The sequence below is a fragment of the Paraburkholderia phenazinium genome, assembly GCF_900100735.1.
Taxonomy (GTDB): Bacteria; Pseudomonadota; Gammaproteobacteria; order Burkholderiales; family Burkholderiaceae; genus Paraburkholderia; species Paraburkholderia phenazinia.
The window spans coordinates 272,195-288,989 of record NZ_FNCJ01000007.1 but is presented as its reverse complement, the minus strand read 5'-3'; the positions used below and the strand labels follow the sequence as shown (position 1 = coordinate 288,989).

Sequence of the window (16,795 nt, the reverse complement as noted above, 5' to 3'; positions counted from 1 at the left end):
GCGCCTGCTCACTGTTCCGAGGGGAACGCGAACGGGCTGTGCGCGGCGATCGTGCCGTTCTGCACCAGACGCGTGACTGCGGCGATATCCGGCGCGAAGTAGTGATCGATCTCGTAGTGCGCGACTTCATGGCGCACCGTGTTCATCACATGCTGCAGGCTCGGGCTGGTCTGATGCGGCGCGCGCAGGTCGACACCTTGTGCGGCGGCAAGCAGTTCGATCGACAGGATGTTGGCGGTGTTCTCCGCGATGTCGCCGAGCTTGCGCGCAGCAAACGTCGCCATCGATACGTGGTCTTCCTGGTTCGCCGAGGTAGGCAGCGAATCGACCGAAGCCGGATGCGCAAGCGTCTTGTTCTCCGAAGCGAGCGCAGCAGCCGTGACGTGCGCAATCATGAAGCCCGAGTTCACACCGCCGTCGCGAACGAGGAACGGCGGCAGACCGGACAGCGTCGAATCGATCAGCAGTGCGATGCGGCGCTCGGCGAGCGCACCGATTTCGGCTGCGGCGAGAGCGAGGTTGTCCGCGGCAAAGGCCACCGGCTCGGCGTGGAAGTTACCGCCCGACAGCACTTCGCCGGTGTCCGGGAAAATCAGCGGGTTGTCCGACACAGCATTCGCTTCGATCAGCAGCACGTCGGCGGCGTGGCGCATCTGGTCCAGACACGCGCCCATCACCTGCGGCTGGCAGCGCAGGCTGTACGGGTCTTGCACCTTGCCGCAATCGCGGTGCGAGAGGTTGATGCCCGAGCCTTCGAGCAGCGAACGGTAAGCCGTCGCTGCCTCGATCTGGCCTTGATGACCGCGCAGATCGTGAATGCGATGGTCGAACGGCGCGACCGAACCGGCCGCCGCGTCCACCGACAGCGCGCCTGCCACCAGCGCGGTGCGGTACAGGTCTTCGATTGCGAACATGTTGTAGAGCGCCAGCGCGGTCGATGCCTGGGTGCCGTTGAGCAGCGCCAGACCTTCCTTCGCTTGCAGCGTGAGCGGCTTCAGGCCGGCGAGGCGCAAGCCTTCGGTCGCAGCCATGCGCTCGCCCTTGGCGATCACATCGCCCACGCCGAGCAGCGTGGCCGACATATGCGCGAGCGGCGCGAGGTCGCCCGAGGCGCCCACCGAACCCTTCACCGGAATCACCGGCAGCACGTCGGCGTTGAACAGCGTGATCAGCGCGTCCATCACTTCGCGGCGGATGCCCGAGTGACCGCGGCCGAGGCTCGACAGCTTGAGTGCGATCAGCAGGCGCACGACCGGACGCGACATCGGCTCGCCCACGCCGACGGCATGCGAGAGCACCAGATTGCGTTGCAGCAGTTCGAGCTGTTCACGCGGGATATGGGTGCTGGCGAGACGCCCGAAACCCGTGTTGATGCCGTAGGCCGGCTCGCCCTTCGCGGCGATGTCGGCAACGGCCTGTGCACAGGCGTCGATAGCAGCAAAGCTGGCGGGATCGAGTTGCAGCGTGACCTGTTCACGGGCGATCTTGCGCAGTTGCGGGAGAGTCAGGTGGCCGGGCTTGAGCATCATCATGGGAGGTTCCTGGAAGAGTCCTGTCTATACAAGTTAAGAGAAGTCTAGCGGCGACAGCTTGTATATACAACTTATTTTTAATGATCCGGGGTTAGGGGTTTCCATTAGCCACCCCGTGCTTAACTGGCATGGTTTTCGCAGATATTCCCCGAGCCCGGTGCGCGTTCGTGCGCCGGAGATGGGCGCAGGCAGGCGCCGTCATCCGGCTATGACTTGTATATACACGTCCAACAGATTGCGTGGCAAGCGGACAAAAAGAGAGGCGGTCTGGCGGGCGGCGCGGGGCGGCAGCCGGGTGACGGCGCTCAGCACGCAATTAGAGTTGCAGCCGCGTCCCGATGAAATCGAGGAACGCCTGCACGCGGCCGGCCAGCGCGGCGCTCTGATAAAACACCGCACTGACCGGCTGCCGCTCGTCCTCCAGCAGGTCTTCGAGAATGGGCGTGAGGCGCCCGCTGGCGACGTCGGCGAGGGTCATGAAATCGGCGAGGCACGCAATGCCGCCATCGTTCAACGCCAACTGGCGAATCGTCTCGCCGCTCGACGCTGTCATGGCCGGGGCGATCTTCAGCGACGCCTGCCCCGCGTTGCGCAACGGCCAGCGGTTCAAATGCTCGGGCGCGGTAAAACCGATCAGGCGATGCGCGCGCAACGCCTCCACGGATTCCGGCTCGCCGCACTCGGCCAGATACGCCGGACTCGCCACGATGCGCAGCTTGCTGCTGCCGAGCGCGCGCGCATGCAGCGTCGAATCCTGCAGCGCGCCGATGCGAATCGCAATGTCCACCTTCTGTTCGAGCAGATCGACGATCCGTTCATTGCTGGTCAGCTCGAGGCGGATCTCCGGGTACAGCGCGGCAAACGCCTTCATATGCGGCGCAATGCAATGCAGCATGAACGGCGAGGCCGCATCCACCCGCAAGCGGCCGGAGGGCCGGTCGCGCCGCCGGGCGACCGATTGCTCGGCCTCCTCCATCGCATCGAGAATCGCCCGCGCACGGCCAAGGTACAGCGCACCCTCTTCCGTGAGCTGCAGCCGCCGCGTGGTACGGCGAATCAGGGCCGTGTCCAGCTTGGTCTCCAGCCGCGTCAGGGCGCGGCTCACGCCGGAGACGGTCTGCTGCAGTTTCTCGGCGGCGGCCGTGATCGAGCCGCTGTCGATCACGGTCACGAAGACCAGGAGCTCGTCGGTGGAAGTCTTCATTATTGACTTGAAATCAAGATTCATTTGAGACTAACACGCTTTTTGCCAGAATCAAGACGGCGGATACTGCCTGCATGCCATCGCCAATCCAACGATTGCAGCGATTCCAGCCATTACGGCTGTCCCAGCACCCAGGAGAACGTCTTGAAGATTTTCATTACCGGCGCCAGCGGTTTTATCGGCGGCTCGATCGCCGCAGGCCTTGTTCGCGCCGGGCACACCGTGCGCGGTCTGATCCGCAACCCTGAACACGCCGCCGAATTGCAGCGCCTCGGCATCGAACCCGTCATTGGCACGCTCGACGACCGCGCACTGCTGATCGCCGAAGCGCAGGCCGCCGACGCCGTCATCAACGCCGCCAGCAGCGATCATCGCGCTGCAGTGGAAGCGCTGATCGAAGGCCTCGCCGGCTCCGGCAAACCGTTTCTGCATACGAGCGGCTCGAGCATCGTCGGCGATGCCTCGGGCGGCGAAGCGGGGGCGGCGGCGATCTATCGCGAAGACGCGCTGCCCGAACCGACTGCCGATAAAGCGGCGCGCGTCGGCATCGACCGGCTGGTGCTCGCAGCGGCCCAGCGAGGCATCCGCTCGGCAGTGCTATGCAATACGCTGATCTATGGGCACGGCAAGGTCGCCGGCAGCGCCAGCGTGCAATTGCCGCGTCTCGTGCGCCAGGCGCAGAAAAGCGGCATCGTGCGGCACGTCGGTAGCGGCGGCAACATCTGGTCGAACGTGCATATCGACGACGTGGTCGAGCTCTATCGCCTCGCACTGGAGAAGACCCCGGCCGGCACGTTCTATTTTGTCGAAAGTGGCGAAGCGTCGTTCCGTGATATGACTGCCGCGCTTGCCCGTGCGATGAAACTGGGCCCGGCGCAAGACTGGCCGCTGAAGGACGCCGAACAGGAATGGGGTTATGAAATGGCGAACTACGGACTCGGCTCGAATAGCCGGGTGCGCGGGGAGCGGGCGCGCAAGCTGCTCGGCTGGCAAGCGCAGCGGACTTCCGTGCTTGAGTGGATCGAAGAAGAGATGATGTCTCGCTAGAGGGGTCTTCGAGGCGCGTCGCAACGGGCGTCTCTGAGATGCGCCCAGGAGAAGTCCAGCAGGGCGCCCTCCAGGGCGTCATCGGTGTAAGCAGCGTTGTTGCGAATCCGTAAGCTCAAGCCGCTAGAATCGCGCCCAATTAATGGGCCGCTTCGACAAAGCGAGCCGCCCCTTGAGCCCGGATTCCTCGATGAACGTCGCGCTAAACTTCGATTGGCTAACCAACTTCCTCGCGATCCTGTTCGTCGTGGCGTGCCTCTATGACGCGCGCTACGACGAATACGGCACGCTGACGCTCGCCGCGGGGGCGATGGGACTGATCGTCATGGCAATCGAGCTGTTCCTCAAGCCTGCCTTCGAAATGTCCCTTTAGAAACAACGGCGCTGCCTCCAGGCGAGGCAGCGCCGCCGGCACCCTTGGCATGTCGTCGCACATGCCGCACTGCCCACCCGCTTACAACACCACCGCTACCTCCGGCGGCGCACGACGGAAGCCCCGCGTGAGCCAGCCGAGATACACGAGCCCCAGTACGAACCAGATCGCGCCCAGCACCAGCGCCGTCTTCTCCAGACTCACCAGCAGCCACAGATCGGCAAGCGCCCCCAGCAGCGGGAACAGCAGGCCGCCGAGCATGCCCATGGTTTTTGCAGTGCCTCTGGCAAGGAAGTACTGCCGCACCACACACAGATTGACCGCGGTGAACGCGAGAAACGCGCCGAAGTTGATGAACGAGGTAGAGGTCGCCACGTCGAGCTTCAACGCGATCAGCCCCACTGCCCCGGCAATCGCAATGTTGATGGCTGGCGTCTTGAACTTCGGATGCACGAAGCCGAAGATCCGCTTGGGCAGCACTTCATCGCGGCCCATCGCATACAGCAGCCGTCCGACGCTCGCCTGCGCCGAGATGCCCGAGGCGAACTGCGCGAGGATCAGGCCGGCCAGAAACACCGTCACGAAGATATCGCCACCCACCTTGCGCGCCACTTCGAAAGCGGCGGAATCGGGGTCCTTGAATACCGCACCCGGATGCGCGAGCTGCACCGTATAAGCGGCAATCACGAAGATCGCCCCGCCGATCAGCGCAATCAGCACGATCGCGCGCGGCATGGTCTTCTCCGGCTCGATGGTTTCTTCGGTCAGCGTCGAGACCGCGTCGAAGCCGAGATACGAGTACGCGGCAATCGCGGCCCCCGCCATGGTCGCCGAGAACGGCACGTGCGGCTTGAAGAACGGTTCGGCGGAAATCAGGCCGCCCGGCCCCATCGCCGCCGTCACGTAGTGGCAGCACAGCACCACGAACAGCGCGACGATCGCCAGTTGCACGACCATCAGCACGATGTTGAAGCGGTTCGCCAGTTCGATGCCGAGGATATTCAGCGCGCTCGTCAGGACGATAAAGGCGACGATCCACAGCCAGCTCGGCACGTTCGGAAACGCGGCGCTCAGATAAGCCGCGCCGATCAGCCAGATCACCATCGGCAGGAAGAAGTAATCGAGCAGCGTCGCCCAGCCGATCATGAAGCCCAGATGCGCGCTAAACGTCTTGCGTGTGTAGGTATACGCGGAACCGGCGACCGGGAAGAGTCGCGCGAGCTTGCCGTAACTCAGCGCGGTAAACACGATGGCGATCAAGGCAATCAGATAGGCGAGCGCAGCGGTATCGTCGCTTGCGCTGGCGAGCACGCCATAGGTGCCGTACACGATCAACGGCGCCATATAGGCGAGGCCGAACAGCAACACCGACGGCAGGCCAAGCGTGCGCTTGAGGTGCGTAGTTTGGGTGCCCGCGCGTTCGGCGGGCGATGAGGTCGTCATGCAATGTCTCCAACATGGTTGCCGATACTCGCCGGCCAGCCTGGCCAGACGAACGGACGGTGCTGCAAGTGGTTATGCGTGATACGGACGAGCCGCGTCACCCGGTTGGTGAAACAGGTTAGGTGTGGCAACTTCTGGTGTGACGAAACCCGCTAGAGCGGCGCTCACCTTCGCGACTGAAAGCGCAGCGGCGGCTGGTCTGCGCGGTGCCGCGGCAACATGCCGGCAACGCCGCCGCTGCAGGTCGAGGCGCCCCGGCGCGTCCGGCTACCGGATCAGGCGGGCACGCTGGCCGTTTTCGTCGTCGAGTGTCTTGAGATCGAGCGCGATACGCGCGTCGTGCAGATAGCGATAGTGTTCGCGTGCGCCTTCCAGCCGTGCTGCATCGAGCGTCGCCTGCAGGACGGTCTCGCCCGTACCCGCTTCGCATACAACCTCGCCGAACGGATCGATCAGCGCCGACTCGCCGGGGAAGGTCAGGTTGTCGTCCCCCGTCCCCGTGCGATTGACTAGCGCCGCGAACATCTGGTTTTCCATGGCGCGCGCCACGATGGCACGGCGATGCACCGGGCCGAACGGGTCCATGTTGCCGTTGGTGACGATCAGCAGATCGGCGCCGAGCGACGCGACCGCACGCGCGGTCTCAGGGAATTCGATGTCGTAGCAGATCAGCAGGCCGACGATCATGCCTTTGAAGCTGCACACTTCGTAGCGGTCGCCCGCTTCGAACACGCCGACATCGGAGGCCCACAGATGCGTCTTGCGATAGCGCAGCGCCAGTTCGCCCTGCTCGTCGATCAGTACCGTGGTGTTGTAGAAGCGGTTGCCGTCGCGCTCGGCGAGACCTACCGCAACCGCCACGCCCGCCTCGCGAGCAGCATTGCGCACGCGGGTCAAGGCGGCGCCGTCGAGCGGCTGGGCCACGTCGGCCACCGTGTCGCGGGTCGGGAAACCCGACAACGTGGTCTCGGGAAACACGATCAGATCGGTGCCGGCCGCACGCTTGCCGATCACCTCCAGCACGCGTTGCACATTGATATCGGTCGCGCCATCCACAATGGGGATCTGCGCTAGTTCGAGTTGCATGTCTGTCTCCGGTCCCATGCAAATTGGTTGCAAGGTCTTGCGTATCTACTTCGCATGCGCGGGCTTTTTTGTTTCAGCCCGCGAGCGTTGCGCTTGGGGCTATTATCACCAGACATATTTATCAGGGAATCACCCGGCAGGGTTACCCTCAACGGAGCAGGCATGGAACTCGATTGGCGCGACCTCGCCTTTCACCGCGAAATAGGCGCCGTCATCGAAGCGCTCGACAGTACGCAATTCTGGACGCGCCTCACGCGAGCGCTGGAACGCTACGTTGCCTTCGACAACTGGGTGGCGCTGCGTTTCGCACCCGCCGAAGCGCCGCTCGTATGCGCCGAATCGCCCACGCCCGATGGCGCCGTCGATGTGATGTTTCAGGACTATCTCGAAGCGCTCTATCAGCTCGATCCGTTTTACATCGACGCCTGCGAGCGCCCGGCGTCAGGCTTCGTCACGCTGGCCGACGTCGCGCCGGACAACTTCACGATGACCTCGTATTACCAGCGCTACTTCAGGAAGAACATTGTCGGCGACGAGGTGCACTTCAACTACATGATCGACGCGCGCCATACGCTGGCGTTTTCGCTGGGTGCGACGCGCCGCTATAACGAACGCGATCTCGCTGTGCTCGCGCTGTGCGCGCCCTGGGTGCTGGCATTGATGCGGCAGCGTTTGCCGCATGAGATGTTCGGCCTGTCTGCAGCGGTGAGCGCTACGGAGACGAACGAAGCGAATGAATCGGATCTCGCGACCGAGCCAGGCGGCAGCCCCGCGCTACAGCCGAACGAGACCCCGACGTATGCGGCACGCTTCGCGCAAGTCGCTCAGGCCGCGGGGCGCGCCCCGCTCACGGCGCGTGAAGTGGAAGTGGCAATGCAGACGTTGAGCGGCTTCTCGACAAGGGCGATTGCCGAGAAGCTGTCCATCTCGTTCGAGACCGTGCGCGCTCACAAAAAGCATATCTATACGAAGCTCAACATCAATTCGCAATCGGAGCTGTTTGCGCTGTTCTACGAAGCCGGGCATCGAGGACCCTAGTGCCGCACGCGCGACCAGTCACTCCTCTCTCGAGACAGTGCTATGCGGTTCCATCTGCATCTCCTTCCTCAGTGGTCAGGCAAAGTAGCGCTCGAGTCCATCGAGCCCGGCCGCCCAGCCGATTGCGTGCTTGTCGCGCGCATCTTCGTCAAGGAACTGTCCATGCGTCAGCGTAAGCAGCGTGCCGTCGCCGTCGGGCTTCAAAGCGACCGTCACTAACGACTCACGCTCCGGCGTCGAGCGCCACGCCCATGTGAACACCAGTTTCGCGTCCGGCACCACCTCCAGATACCGGCCGCCCACTTCATGCGCCTCGCCGTCCGCCCAGCGCATCACGAGCCGATAGCGGCCATCGACACGGACGTCCATTTCGGCGTCGATCATCTCGTTGCCACTCGGGTGCATCCACTTCAGGATTTGCGCCGGCTGCGTCCAGGCGCCGAAGACTTTGGCGGGCGAGGCGTTGAGACGGCGCTGGAGCGTGAGACTGGGTTGGGTGGACATGGGTCCTCCTGTTCGACAAAGGTTGCGAGACGATCGAGCTGCTCGGTCCAGAAGCGTTCATAGCGGTTCAGCCATTGCATGGCCTGCTCCATCGGCCCCGCGGACAACCGGCACGCAACCGTGCGGCCGGTCTTGGTGCGCGTGATGAGGCCGGCCTCGGACAGCACGTCGAGATGCTTCATCACCGCTGGTAACGACATCTCGAACGGCTGCGCGAGTTCGCTCACCGATAGATCCTGGTGGCTGGACAGGCGCGCGAGCAAGGCACGCCGCGTGGGGTCGGCGAGCGCGGCAAACGTGCGATCGAGAAGGGCTTCCGAAAACTTAACCATATGGTTTAGTGTAGTCGGGCAACGACGGATGTCAAGGAAGCGATGTGAGGGAATAATGCGGAGGAATGATGCGGGGAATGACGCGGAGGAAAAAAGATACGCGGCGCATCACAGTGCAAAACACTGCGACAGGCCGCGTTAAGGGTGGAGATACAATTCGCTGCACACGCAAGCAGGACGGTTTTGACCCTGCCCCACTCGCGCGTCAAAACCTGGCACGACCAACTACTCCGGCAAGCGCACCGCTCAGATTGCCCAGCCACCGAGGTAGAACGCGGCCAGCACGACAGCAATCGCCACCGTCCCGACGTTCAGCTTGCGATACTCGCCGCTCACGATGCGGCCGATCACCAGCGTGCTGAAACCCAGCATGATGCCCGTGACGATGTTGGCGGTCAGCACGATGAACACCGCGCACACCAGACCCGACATTGCATCGACCATGTCGTCCATATCGAGCTTGCTCACGCTCGAGAGCATCAGCAGGCCAACGTACATCAGCGCCGGCGCCGTCGCATACGAAGGCACCAGACCGGCGAGCGGCGAGAAGAACATCACCACGAGGAACAGCAGGCCGACCACCGCCGCAGCCATCCCCGTCTTCGCGCCAGCAGCCACGCCGACCGTCGATTCGATGTAAGCCGCCGCCGGTGCGCCACCGAGGAAGCCCGAGAAGATCGAGCTCAGTGAGTCAGCGGTCAGCGCGCGGCCACCGTTGATGATGCGGCCGTTGGCATCCAGTTGACCGGCCTGGCCGGCGACAGCGCGAATCGTCCCGGTGGCGTCGAACACGGCCGTCATCACCAGTGCCAGCACGCTAGGCAGCACCGCCAGCGAGAGCGCACCCTTGATGTCCATCGCACCGATCAGCGAGGCATGGCCCGGCGCGCTCAGCGAAGGCAGCGCAAACACGCCGTGGTACGTCACCGCCGGATCGATCAGCAGGCCGATTGCCGAGATCGCGACGATCACGATCAGGATCGAACCCGGCACGCGACGGCGCACCAGACCGAAGATCGCCGCCAGCCCCACCACCGACATCAGCGCCGGCAGCGCGGTGATATGACCGAGCGAAACCGGCAGGCCGGCACCCGGGTTCTTCACCACGAGGCCCACGTCATTGGCCGCGATCAGCAACAGGAACAGGCCGATGCCGATCCCCGTGCCGTGCGCGACGCCGGTCGGCAGGTTGCGCAGAATCCACGAGCGCACGCCCGTCACCGAAATGCCGGTGAAGACGATCCCCATCAGGAACACCGCACCCAACGCGACCGTCGGATGCAGGCCCTTGCCGAGCACGAGGCCGAAGGCCGTGAACGCAGTGAGGGAGATGGCGCAGCCGATCGCGATCGGCAGCTTGGCCCAGATGCCCATCAAGAGCGAGCCGAAGGCGGTGGTCAGGCACACGGCCACGAACACGGCGCTGGTGTCGAACCCTGCCTTGCCGAACATGCCAGGCACGACGAAGACCGAATAAACCATCGCTAGAAACGTAGTGACGCCGGCGATGATTTCCTGACGCTGCGAACTGCCGCGCGAGGAGATTTCAAAGTACCGGTCGAGAAAACCCTTGGAAACGAAGGTTTCGACGCCGACTTCAGAAATCGGCTGGGCAGTGGGTTCCATCATGATGAGTGCCTCCTTTATCAGCATGCTGAAACAGCCGGGGCACCGGCTGTCATCAGGTTCGTCTCGTTGCGTTTATGTAATGTGGTGGGGCAAGGTTTGAACGTTCGTCCACGCGGACAGTCTGTGTTTCAGGCCGGTCCGCTTTCGTCCGAAGATTCCCGACATCCCTTACAATCGGGCACCTACGTGTCGGGTTAAACCTGTGGGGTTTAGGCCCGCGTTAGCACCGTTCGTCGTTTGCTGTCCCGAAATGTAGGCGAATACAAATATGTCTCCCATCGCATGAATGGCATGCCGGTCATGTCACGATGCTTATATCGTTTAAGGCACGGCGGCATGCGGGTTCGGCCCGCGTGTTTACACCTACGGCCTGTCACGCGGTTGTCGCACACGGCTTTCATGCGGCCCCAGACCGGAGCGCCCCGCGCTGCGGGTTAAACTCTGACGCATACGCCGTTTCAATTGCAGCAGCGGCCGGTGCGGCCCATCCTTCGCACCGTTCGCTCTCGCCCATGGAGTCCTTCTTGATGAGTGGCGGTTTTCCACGTCCAGCTTTCCGTTATCCGATCCTTCTCGTCCTTGCGGCTATGGCCCTGTCGGGTTGCAGCCTGCTGCGCGGACCGCAGCAGGCGCCGATCACCGAGGCCGTGCCGGAGTTCATCGAACCCGCCAGCACCGCGCTCGTAGCCGGGCCGCCTGAGACGACGGCGCCAACGGAAACAGCCAAACCCGAATCGCCACCGAAGCCCAAGCGCCCCGCCGCGCCGCCGCCGAAGAAGGAAGCGCCGCCACCGCCGGTAGCCACGCCCGCGCCGCCGCCGCCCGCCCCTGCGCCGCTCATCGTGACGCGGCTGATCGATCGCAACCAGGCGCACGGGCTGCTCGACAGCGAAGTGCAGAAGCCCGACGGCAAGGTCGTCGGGCGCGCCGTCGATCTGGTCACGGATGCGAGCGGCCGGCCGATCGAAATGATCGTCAACCTGCAGGGCTTCCTCGGGGTCGGCGACCGCAAGGTCAATTTCCCGTGGAGCGCGTTCCGCTTCACGCCGAGCGCCAAAGCCGCAACCATCACGCTGAACCTGGCGCCCGGCCAGGCGCCTGCGCCCGACCGCGCCAAGGCCGCAGCGGCGGCTGCCGGCACCGCGACCGCGACGCGCCTACCCTTGCTCGACGCCACCGTGGAGCGGCCTAACGGCGCGAAAGTCGGCCGCGTGGTCGACGTGCTGATCGACGGCAATGCGCAGCCGCAAGCGGTAGTGCTCGACGTCAGCGGCATGGTTAGCACCGACCGCCGCACGATTGCCGCCAACTGGTCGGCGCTGCGCTTCGCGGTCCGCGACAAGGCGCTCTATCCATTGATGGACCTAAGCGATGCGGCAATTGCCGCGTCGCCGCCGTACGCGTCCGGCGAGCCGATTCGCGCCGTGTCGCCGGCGCCGCCCGCGCCCCCACCCGCCCCCGCTTCGTCATCCTCAGCGGCGGCATCAACCGCACGGGCGTCCCGATGATAGGCCGCCAGATGGTTACCGCGCGAAGCCTGCGCGCGCTCGACTGGATGAACTTCTTCGTCGCCAACGTGCAGACGGGGTTCGGTCCGTTCATTGCGTCGTACCTCGCGTCGCACAAGTGGACCCAGGGCGAGATCGGCATGGCGCTGTCGGTCGGCACGATCAGCGCGATGGTGAGCCAGGTGCCGGCCGGCGCCGCCGTCGATGCGATGCGCAACAAGAAAGGCGCCGCCGCGTGGGCGATCTTCGCGATCATCCTGTCCGCGGTGTTGCTCGCCAGCAGCCCGACCGTGCTGCCCGTGATCGCCGCGGAAGTCTTCCACGGCTTCGCCAGTTGCATGCTGGTGCCGGCCATGGCGGCGATCTCGTTCGCGCTGGTCGGGCGCCAGAACCTCGGCGACCGGCTCGGGCGCAACGCGCGCTGGGCGTCGATCGGCAGTGCGGTCGCAGCCGGACTGATGGGTCTGTTCGGCGAGTACTTCTCGTCGCGCGCTGTATTCTGGCTGACCGCCGCGCTCGCCATGCCGGCGCTGGTTGCGCTCAGCATGGTGCAGCACACCGGTACCGTGAACCCGCTGCCGCAGGCCGCGCCGGAACCGGATGCGGCGGAAAAGCGCGAGAGCTTGCGCGAGCTGCTGCGCGACAAGCGCATGCTGGTGTTTGCGGCCTGTATCGTGCTGTTCCACCTCTCCAACGCGGCGATGCTTAACCTCGCCGCCGGTGAAGTGACCGCTGGCATGGGCGACAACGTGCAGCTCGTGATTGCCGCGTGCATCATCGTGCCGCAAGCGATTGTGGCGATGATGTCGCCGTGGGTGGGACGCTCGGCGCAACGCTGGGGCCGCCGGCCGATCCTGCTGTTCGGCTTCTCGGCGCTGCCGCTTCGCGCCTTGCTGTTCGCCGGCGTGAGCAGCCCTTACCTGCTGGTGCCGGTGCAGATGCTCGACGGCATCAGCGCTGCGGTGTTCGGCGTGATGCTGCCGCTGATCGCCGCGGACGTGGCGGGCGGCAAGGGACGCTACAACCTGTGTATCGGCCTGTTCGGCCTCGCGGCCGGGATCGGCGCGACCTTGAGCACGGCGGCGGCGGGGTTCATTGCCGATCGCTTCAGCAATACGGTCAGCTTCTTCGGCCTCGCGGCGGCGGGTGCGCTGGCGGTGCTGCTCGTGTGGGCGGCAATGCCGGAGACGCGTGATAGCGAGACCTTGGAGCAGGCGGAGGGCGTGCCGGAGGCGCGGTAGGTGATGCGCTGAGGATCGTCCGTTGCAGTGGACGAAGAAAAGGCCAGCGTCGTGTGAGCGACACTGGCCTTTGTTCTTTGCGCCCTACTCTTCAGTCAATCGGCCTGCCCGCCGTTTCGCGGATAAACGGCAGCGGCAGCAACGACACCAGCCCGCAGCCGATCAGATACCACGCGGGCGCGAGCGTATTACCCGTCAACTGGATCAGCCACGTCGCGAAGAACTGCGCGAAGCCGCCGAAAATCGACACGCCGAGGCAGTACACAATCGACATCCCGGTTGCGCGAATCTCGCGCGGGAACATCTCCGGCAACATCACGATGTTCGGCACCGCGGTGAAAGTCACCAAGACTGCCAGCACAGCGACGACCGCCAGCAACACGGGCACCGTCGGATGCGCATTGATCAGCATGAACGCGGGATAAACAACGGCAATCAGCAAGACTCGCGAGATCCACAACACGCGTTTGCGGCCGACGCGGTCGGAGAGCGCTCCAGCAAACGGCGACAGGATCACGGTGACGAAGGCGGCGGCCCACGAGGCCCAGAGTGCGAGCGACATCGGCAAATGGAGGATGCGGATCGCGTACGTCGACAGGTAAAACAACACGATATAGTTCGCCGCCGTGCCACCGATCGTCGTCACGACACCGGTCGTAATGGCGCCCAGGTGCGAGCGAAAGATTTCGCGCGCCGGCTGCGCGTGCGCGGCCACACCAGGTGCGGCATCTTCAACGGCCGGGCTGTTCGTGCTTCCCGCGTGCGAGGTTTCATCCTCGCTATCTGCCGCACCTGGCAAGGTTTCCTTGAGGTGGCGACGAATATAGACGCCGATCGGCCCCATCGCCATGCCGATCACGAACGGCACGCGCCAGCCCCAGCTTTCCAGTGCGGCGGTAGACAGCCAGGCCGCCAGCGCGACCCCGAGCAGCGAGCCGCACACGGTGTTCATGCCCTGGCTCACGAACTGCCAGCTACCGTAGAAACCGCGCGTCTTGTCGCTGCCGTACTCCATCAGCAGCGAGGTCGAGGCGCCAACCTCGCCGCCCAGGGCAAAGCCCTGAATCAGCCGCGCGAGAATGATCAGCAGCGGCGCCGCCACGCCGATCGCCGCATAGGTGGGTGCGAAGGCGATGATCGCCGAGCCGAGCGTCATCAGCCACAGCGTGAGACTCATCGCGGCCTTGCGGCCGGCCCGGTCCGCATACGCGCCGAGCACCACGCCACCGACCGGCCGCATGATGAAGCCCACCCCAAACGTGCCGACCGCCAGCATCAGTTGCGCGAGTTGCCCTTCGACCGGGAAATACAGCTTGCCGATGATGGTGGCGAAGAAGCTATAGACGGTGAAATCGAAGAACTCGAGGCCGTTGCCGAGGGTGATCGCAGCGATGGCTTTGGCGTGGCTCACGCGGCCATGGGACGGCGCCGTTGCGGGCGCATCGTCTGCACGGCCGTCATGAGCCAGCTCTGGTACGCCAGTTGGCGGGTGCGGTACGGTGGGATAGTCCATTTGTGTCTCCTTCCATATGTCCTGCTACTGCGCAACTCGACCCCTCGATCAAGCCATCAAGCGAGAAACGACTCGGTCAAGCGCACCCAGTACGCGGCGCCCGTCGCGAGGCAATCGTCGTTGAAGTCGTAGCCCGGGTTGTGCACCATGCAGCCGCCCTCACCGTCGCCATTGCCGATGATCAGATAGCTGCCCGCGCACCGTTCGAGCAGGAACGCGAAGTCTTCGCTGCCGGTAAGCGGCTGCATATTCGGAATCAGGCCGGCCTCGCCGAGCCAGTCGCGTGCCACCTGCTGCGCGAAGCCGGTCATGGCGGTGTCGTTGACGAGCACCGGATAGCGCCGCTGATAATCGACCTCGGCCTGCGCGCCGTATACGGCGGCCTGCCCCTGCACCACCTCGGTGATGCGCGTTTGCAGATAGTCGCGAACCTCGGGCTTCAACGCGCGCACCGAGAGGCGCATCTCGGCCGTTTCGGGAATCACGTTCGGCGCTTCGCCGGCATGGATCGCACCGACGGTAATGATCGCCATGTCGAGCGGGGCGATATTGCGCGAGACGATGGTCTGCAACGCCAGCACGATCTGCGCACAGACGACCACCGGATCGACTGCCTTGTGCGGCACCGCGCCGTGGCCGCCGCGTCCGGTCACCTTGACGATCACCGTATCCGACGACGCCATGAACGAGCCCGGCAGGAAGCCGAATTTGCCGGTCGGGTAGCCGGGCATGTTGTGCATGGCGAACACCGCGTCGCAGGGGAACGCGTCGAACAGGCCGTCTTCGAGCATTTTCTTCGCACCGGCCAGGCCTTCTTCGGCCGGCTGGAAAATCAGGTTCAAGGTGCCGTCGTACGACTTTGTGCTGGCGAGGTGCTTGGCCGCTGCGAGCAGCATCGCCGTATGGCCGTCGTGGCCGCATGCGTGCATCTTGCCGGGGATCTTGCTGGCATACGGCAGGCCGGTCTGCTCGTGGATCGGCAAGGCATCCATATCGGCGCGCAAGCCGAGGCGCTTCGTGCCGTTGCCGACTTTCAACTGGCCGACCACGCCGGTTTGCCCCAGCCCGCGCGTCACCGTATAGCCCCACTCCTGCAGACGCTCGGCCACCAGATCGGCGGTGGCGAATTCCTCATACGCTAGCTCAGGGTGCGCGTGGATCCGGTGGCGCAGGGCGATCATTTCTTCTTCGAGATCGGCGATGCCCGCCGGAATGGCCATGGTGTTCACGATGCTGTCTCCGTCAATGAATGCGTGAACGCAGGATAGCGACGCCGATATTCGACGGGCAGGCGTAGAATCGTTGCGGCGGCAACCACTGGTTGCCACCCTCCCCTTGTTTAGATCAGATGAAACTCCATCAACTCAGTACCCTGGCGGCAATAGCGGATACCGGCAGTATCCGGGCAGCGGCGCGCACGCTAGGGCTCTCGCCAGCCGCCGTGACCAAGGCGGTGCGCGAACTGGAAGCCGCCCTGCAGGCGCCGCTGGTGATTCGCAGCGCGAGCGGCGTGGCATTCACCGAGTTCGGCCGCGCGCTGGTCGTGCATGCCCGGCTGGTGCTCGGGCAACTGCAGCGGGCCGAGGCGGAAATCGAGGCCTTGCGCGGGGCGGCGGCTGGCAAGCTGTCGATCGGCGTCACGCCGTGGGTTGCGCTGACCTTCCTGCCGCTGACGGTGCAGCGTTTCCGCCAGCGCATGCCGGAGGTGCAACTGGAGTTCTTCGAAGGGCTGCTGGCTGTCGTGCAGCCACGTCTGCGCGACGGCAGTCTGGACTTTTCGATCGGGCGTCCGCCGCCTGCCTCGCCGCAATCGGAGTTTCACAACGTGCCGCTGTTTTCGACCCATTCGGCGGTGGTGGCAAGGCGCGATCATCCGAAGGCCGGCTGCCGGACCTTGCTCGAACTCGAAGACGCCGAATGGGTGCTGAACTGGGATCCGGCAAGCCGCGAGTCGATTTCAGACAATCTGTTCCGGCAACGCGGCATGAAGGTGCCGCATACGATTCACCTCGCGCATTCGCTGGCAATCGTGCTGGGCTTGCTGGCGCATACGGATATGCTGAGCATCTTTCCGTGGCCGCTGGTGGAGGTCAGCAGTGCGAAGGAGAATCTATGGGCGCTGCCGCTGCGCGAGACCGTGGATGAGACCATCGTCAGCATTACCTCGCGGCGCGGCGCGCCGACGAGCCCGGCTGCCGCGTGCTTTCTCGATTGCCTGCGCGAAGTGATCGACGAAGGGGCGCGCTCGAAAGATGCCGAGCAGCGCAGGCTGTTTCATTCGATCGAGTTGCTGCTGTAGCGCATGCGCGTGTTGAGCCTGCACTTCGGTCCAACTCAACGCATCG

At 64.4% G+C, this 16,795-nt stretch carries 15 protein-coding genes; 6 read left to right on the top strand and 9 right to left on the bottom strand.

All coding sequences use genetic code 11. The features are described 5' to 3' along the window. Positions 1-8: 8 nt before the first annotated feature. Together hutH and BLQ92_RS18285 are read right to left on the bottom strand one after the other, a co-directional pair. Positions 9-1,532 (bottom strand): histidine ammonia-lyase, encoded by a 1,524-nt coding sequence (gene hutH / locus BLQ92_RS18290; RefSeq protein ID WP_175772745.1) that lies wholly within the window; start codon positions 1,530-1,532, stop codon positions 9-11. Positions 1,533-1,848: 316 nt separating this feature from the next. After that, positions 1,849-2,736 carry a LysR family transcriptional regulator gene (locus tag BLQ92_RS18285; protein WP_090685932.1) on the bottom strand — a complete coding sequence of 296 codons (888 nt, stop codon included), beginning with the start codon at positions 2,734-2,736 and terminating at the stop codon, positions 1,849-1,851. Positions 2,737-2,880: 144 nt separating this feature from the next. Here BLQ92_RS18285 and BLQ92_RS18280 point away from each other — a divergent pair, with 144 nt between their 5' ends. Further along, on the top strand, positions 2,881-3,783 hold the full coding sequence (locus BLQ92_RS18280; protein ID WP_090685931.1) for an NAD-dependent epimerase/dehydratase family protein: 903 nt from the start codon (positions 2,881-2,883) through the stop codon (positions 3,781-3,783). A 190-nt stretch (positions 3,784-3,973) separates the two neighbouring features. Next, positions 3,974-4,156, top strand: a complete 183-nt coding sequence (locus BLQ92_RS18275) for a hypothetical protein (RefSeq protein WP_090685999.1) — start codon at positions 3,974-3,976, stop codon at positions 4,154-4,156. Positions 4,157-4,237: 81 nt separating this feature from the next. Here BLQ92_RS18275 and BLQ92_RS18270 read toward each other — a convergent pair whose 3' ends face one another. Both BLQ92_RS18270 and BLQ92_RS18265 read right to left on the bottom strand, forming a co-directional pair. Next, positions 4,238-5,599 (bottom strand): APC family permease, encoded by a 1,362-nt coding sequence (locus BLQ92_RS18270; protein ID WP_090685930.1) that lies wholly within the window; start codon positions 5,597-5,599, stop codon positions 4,238-4,240. Between the two features lie 267 nt (positions 5,600-5,866). Beyond that, a complete protein-coding gene (locus BLQ92_RS18265) occupies positions 5,867-6,685 on the bottom strand; it encodes a carbon-nitrogen hydrolase family protein (protein WP_090685929.1) in 819 nt (272 codons plus the stop codon). A gap of 162 nt (positions 6,686-6,847) precedes the next feature. On the opposite strand from BLQ92_RS18265, the gene BLQ92_RS18260 reads away from it, so the two are divergent. Next, entirely contained in the window at positions 6,848-7,723 is an 876-nt protein-coding gene (locus BLQ92_RS18260; protein WP_090685928.1) for a helix-turn-helix transcriptional regulator, read from the top strand. Positions 7,724-7,798: 75 nt separating this feature from the next. Here the strand turns inward: BLQ92_RS18260 and BLQ92_RS18255 are convergent, their stop codons facing one another. The 3 genes from BLQ92_RS18255 to BLQ92_RS18245 all read right to left on the bottom strand — a co-directional run bounded on the left by BLQ92_RS18255 (position 7,799) and on the right by BLQ92_RS18245 (position 10,188). Continuing rightward, the gene (locus BLQ92_RS18255) at positions 7,799-8,227 is read right to left on the bottom strand and encodes an SRPBCC family protein (RefSeq protein WP_090685927.1); all 429 of its coding nucleotides are present in this window, start codon (positions 8,225-8,227) and stop codon (positions 7,799-7,801) included. Beyond that, positions 8,134-8,559: an ArsR/SmtB family transcription factor gene (locus BLQ92_RS18250; RefSeq protein ID WP_090685926.1), complete on the bottom strand. Its 426-nt coding sequence runs from the start codon at positions 8,557-8,559 to the stop codon at positions 8,134-8,136. The genes BLQ92_RS18255 and BLQ92_RS18250 overlap by 94 nt, the downstream gene beginning before the upstream one ends. Positions 8,560-8,805: 246 nt before the next feature. After that, the gene (locus BLQ92_RS18245) at positions 8,806-10,188 is read right to left on the bottom strand and encodes an NCS2 family permease (protein ID WP_090685925.1); all 1,383 of its coding nucleotides are present in this window, start codon (positions 10,186-10,188) and stop codon (positions 8,806-8,808) included. 527 nt (positions 10,189-10,715) lie between these two features. Here BLQ92_RS18245 and BLQ92_RS18240 point away from each other — a divergent pair. Together BLQ92_RS18240 and BLQ92_RS18235 are read left to right on the top strand one after the other, a co-directional pair. Continuing rightward, on the top strand, positions 10,716-11,696 hold the full coding sequence (locus BLQ92_RS18240; protein ID WP_090685924.1) for a PRC-barrel domain-containing protein: 981 nt from the start codon (positions 10,716-10,718) through the stop codon (positions 11,694-11,696). Then, positions 11,693-12,937: an MFS transporter gene (locus tag BLQ92_RS18235; protein WP_090685923.1), complete on the top strand. Its 1,245-nt coding sequence runs from the start codon at positions 11,693-11,695 to the stop codon at positions 12,935-12,937. Before BLQ92_RS18240 ends, BLQ92_RS18235 begins: the two co-directional genes overlap by 4 nt. A 91-nt stretch (positions 12,938-13,028) precedes the next feature. On the opposite strand, the gene BLQ92_RS18230 is transcribed toward BLQ92_RS18235, so the two are convergent. Then, a complete protein-coding gene (locus BLQ92_RS18230; RefSeq protein ID WP_090685922.1) occupies positions 13,029-14,450 on the bottom strand; it encodes an MFS transporter in 1,422 nt (473 codons plus the stop codon). Positions 14,451-14,506: 56 nt separating this feature from the next. After that, positions 14,507-15,679 (bottom strand): M20 aminoacylase family protein, encoded by a 1,173-nt coding sequence (locus tag BLQ92_RS18225; protein ID WP_090685921.1) that lies wholly within the window; start codon positions 15,677-15,679, stop codon positions 14,507-14,509. Between the two features lie 119 nt (positions 15,680-15,798). Here BLQ92_RS18225 and BLQ92_RS18220 point away from each other — a divergent pair, with 119 nt between their 5' ends. Beyond that, a complete protein-coding gene (locus tag BLQ92_RS18220) occupies positions 15,799-16,749 on the top strand; it encodes a LysR substrate-binding domain-containing protein (protein ID WP_090685920.1) in 951 nt (316 codons plus the stop codon). Positions 16,750-16,795: the final 46 nt, after the last annotated feature.

What these genes read in the sequence shown, in the direction of transcription:
- BLQ92_RS18260 (WP_090685928.1), top strand. Translation starts at nt 6,848, where the DNA reads ATGGAACTCGATTGGCGCGACCTCGCCTTTCACCGCGAAATAGGCGCC.
- BLQ92_RS18275 (WP_090685999.1), top strand. Translation starts at nt 3,974, where the DNA reads ATGAACGTCGCGCTAAACTTCGATTGGCTAACCAACTTCCTCGCGATC.
- BLQ92_RS18245 (WP_090685925.1), bottom strand. Translation starts at nt 10,188, where the DNA reads ATGATGGAACCCACTGCCCAGCCGATTTCTGAAGTCGGCGTCGAAACC.
- BLQ92_RS18235 (WP_090685923.1), top strand. Translation starts at nt 11,693, where the DNA reads ATGATAGGCCGCCAGATGGTTACCGCGCGAAGCCTGCGCGCGCTCGAC.
- BLQ92_RS18265 (WP_090685929.1), bottom strand. Translation starts at nt 6,685, where the DNA reads ATGCAACTCGAACTAGCGCAGATCCCCATTGTGGATGGCGCGACCGAT.
- BLQ92_RS18250 (WP_090685926.1), bottom strand. Translation starts at nt 8,559, where the DNA reads ATGGTTAAGTTTTCGGAAGCCCTTCTCGATCGCACGTTTGCCGCGCTC.
- BLQ92_RS18270 (WP_090685930.1), bottom strand. Translation starts at nt 5,599, where the DNA reads ATGACGACCTCATCGCCCGCCGAACGCGCGGGCACCCAAACTACGCAC.
- BLQ92_RS18220 (WP_090685920.1), top strand. Translation starts at nt 15,799, where the DNA reads ATGAAACTCCATCAACTCAGTACCCTGGCGGCAATAGCGGATACCGGC.
- hutH (WP_175772745.1), bottom strand. Translation starts at nt 1,532, where the DNA reads ATGATGATGCTCAAGCCCGGCCACCTGACTCTCCCGCAACTGCGCAAG.
- BLQ92_RS18230 (WP_090685922.1), bottom strand. Translation starts at nt 14,450, where the DNA reads ATGGACTATCCCACCGTACCGCACCCGCCAACTGGCGTACCAGAGCTG.
- BLQ92_RS18285 (WP_090685932.1), bottom strand. Translation starts at nt 2,736, where the DNA reads ATGAAGACTTCCACCGACGAGCTCCTGGTCTTCGTGACCGTGATCGAC.
- BLQ92_RS18240 (WP_090685924.1), top strand. Translation starts at nt 10,716, where the DNA reads ATGAGTGGCGGTTTTCCACGTCCAGCTTTCCGTTATCCGATCCTTCTC.
- BLQ92_RS18255 (WP_090685927.1), bottom strand. Translation starts at nt 8,227, where the DNA reads ATGTCCACCCAACCCAGTCTCACGCTCCAGCGCCGTCTCAACGCCTCG.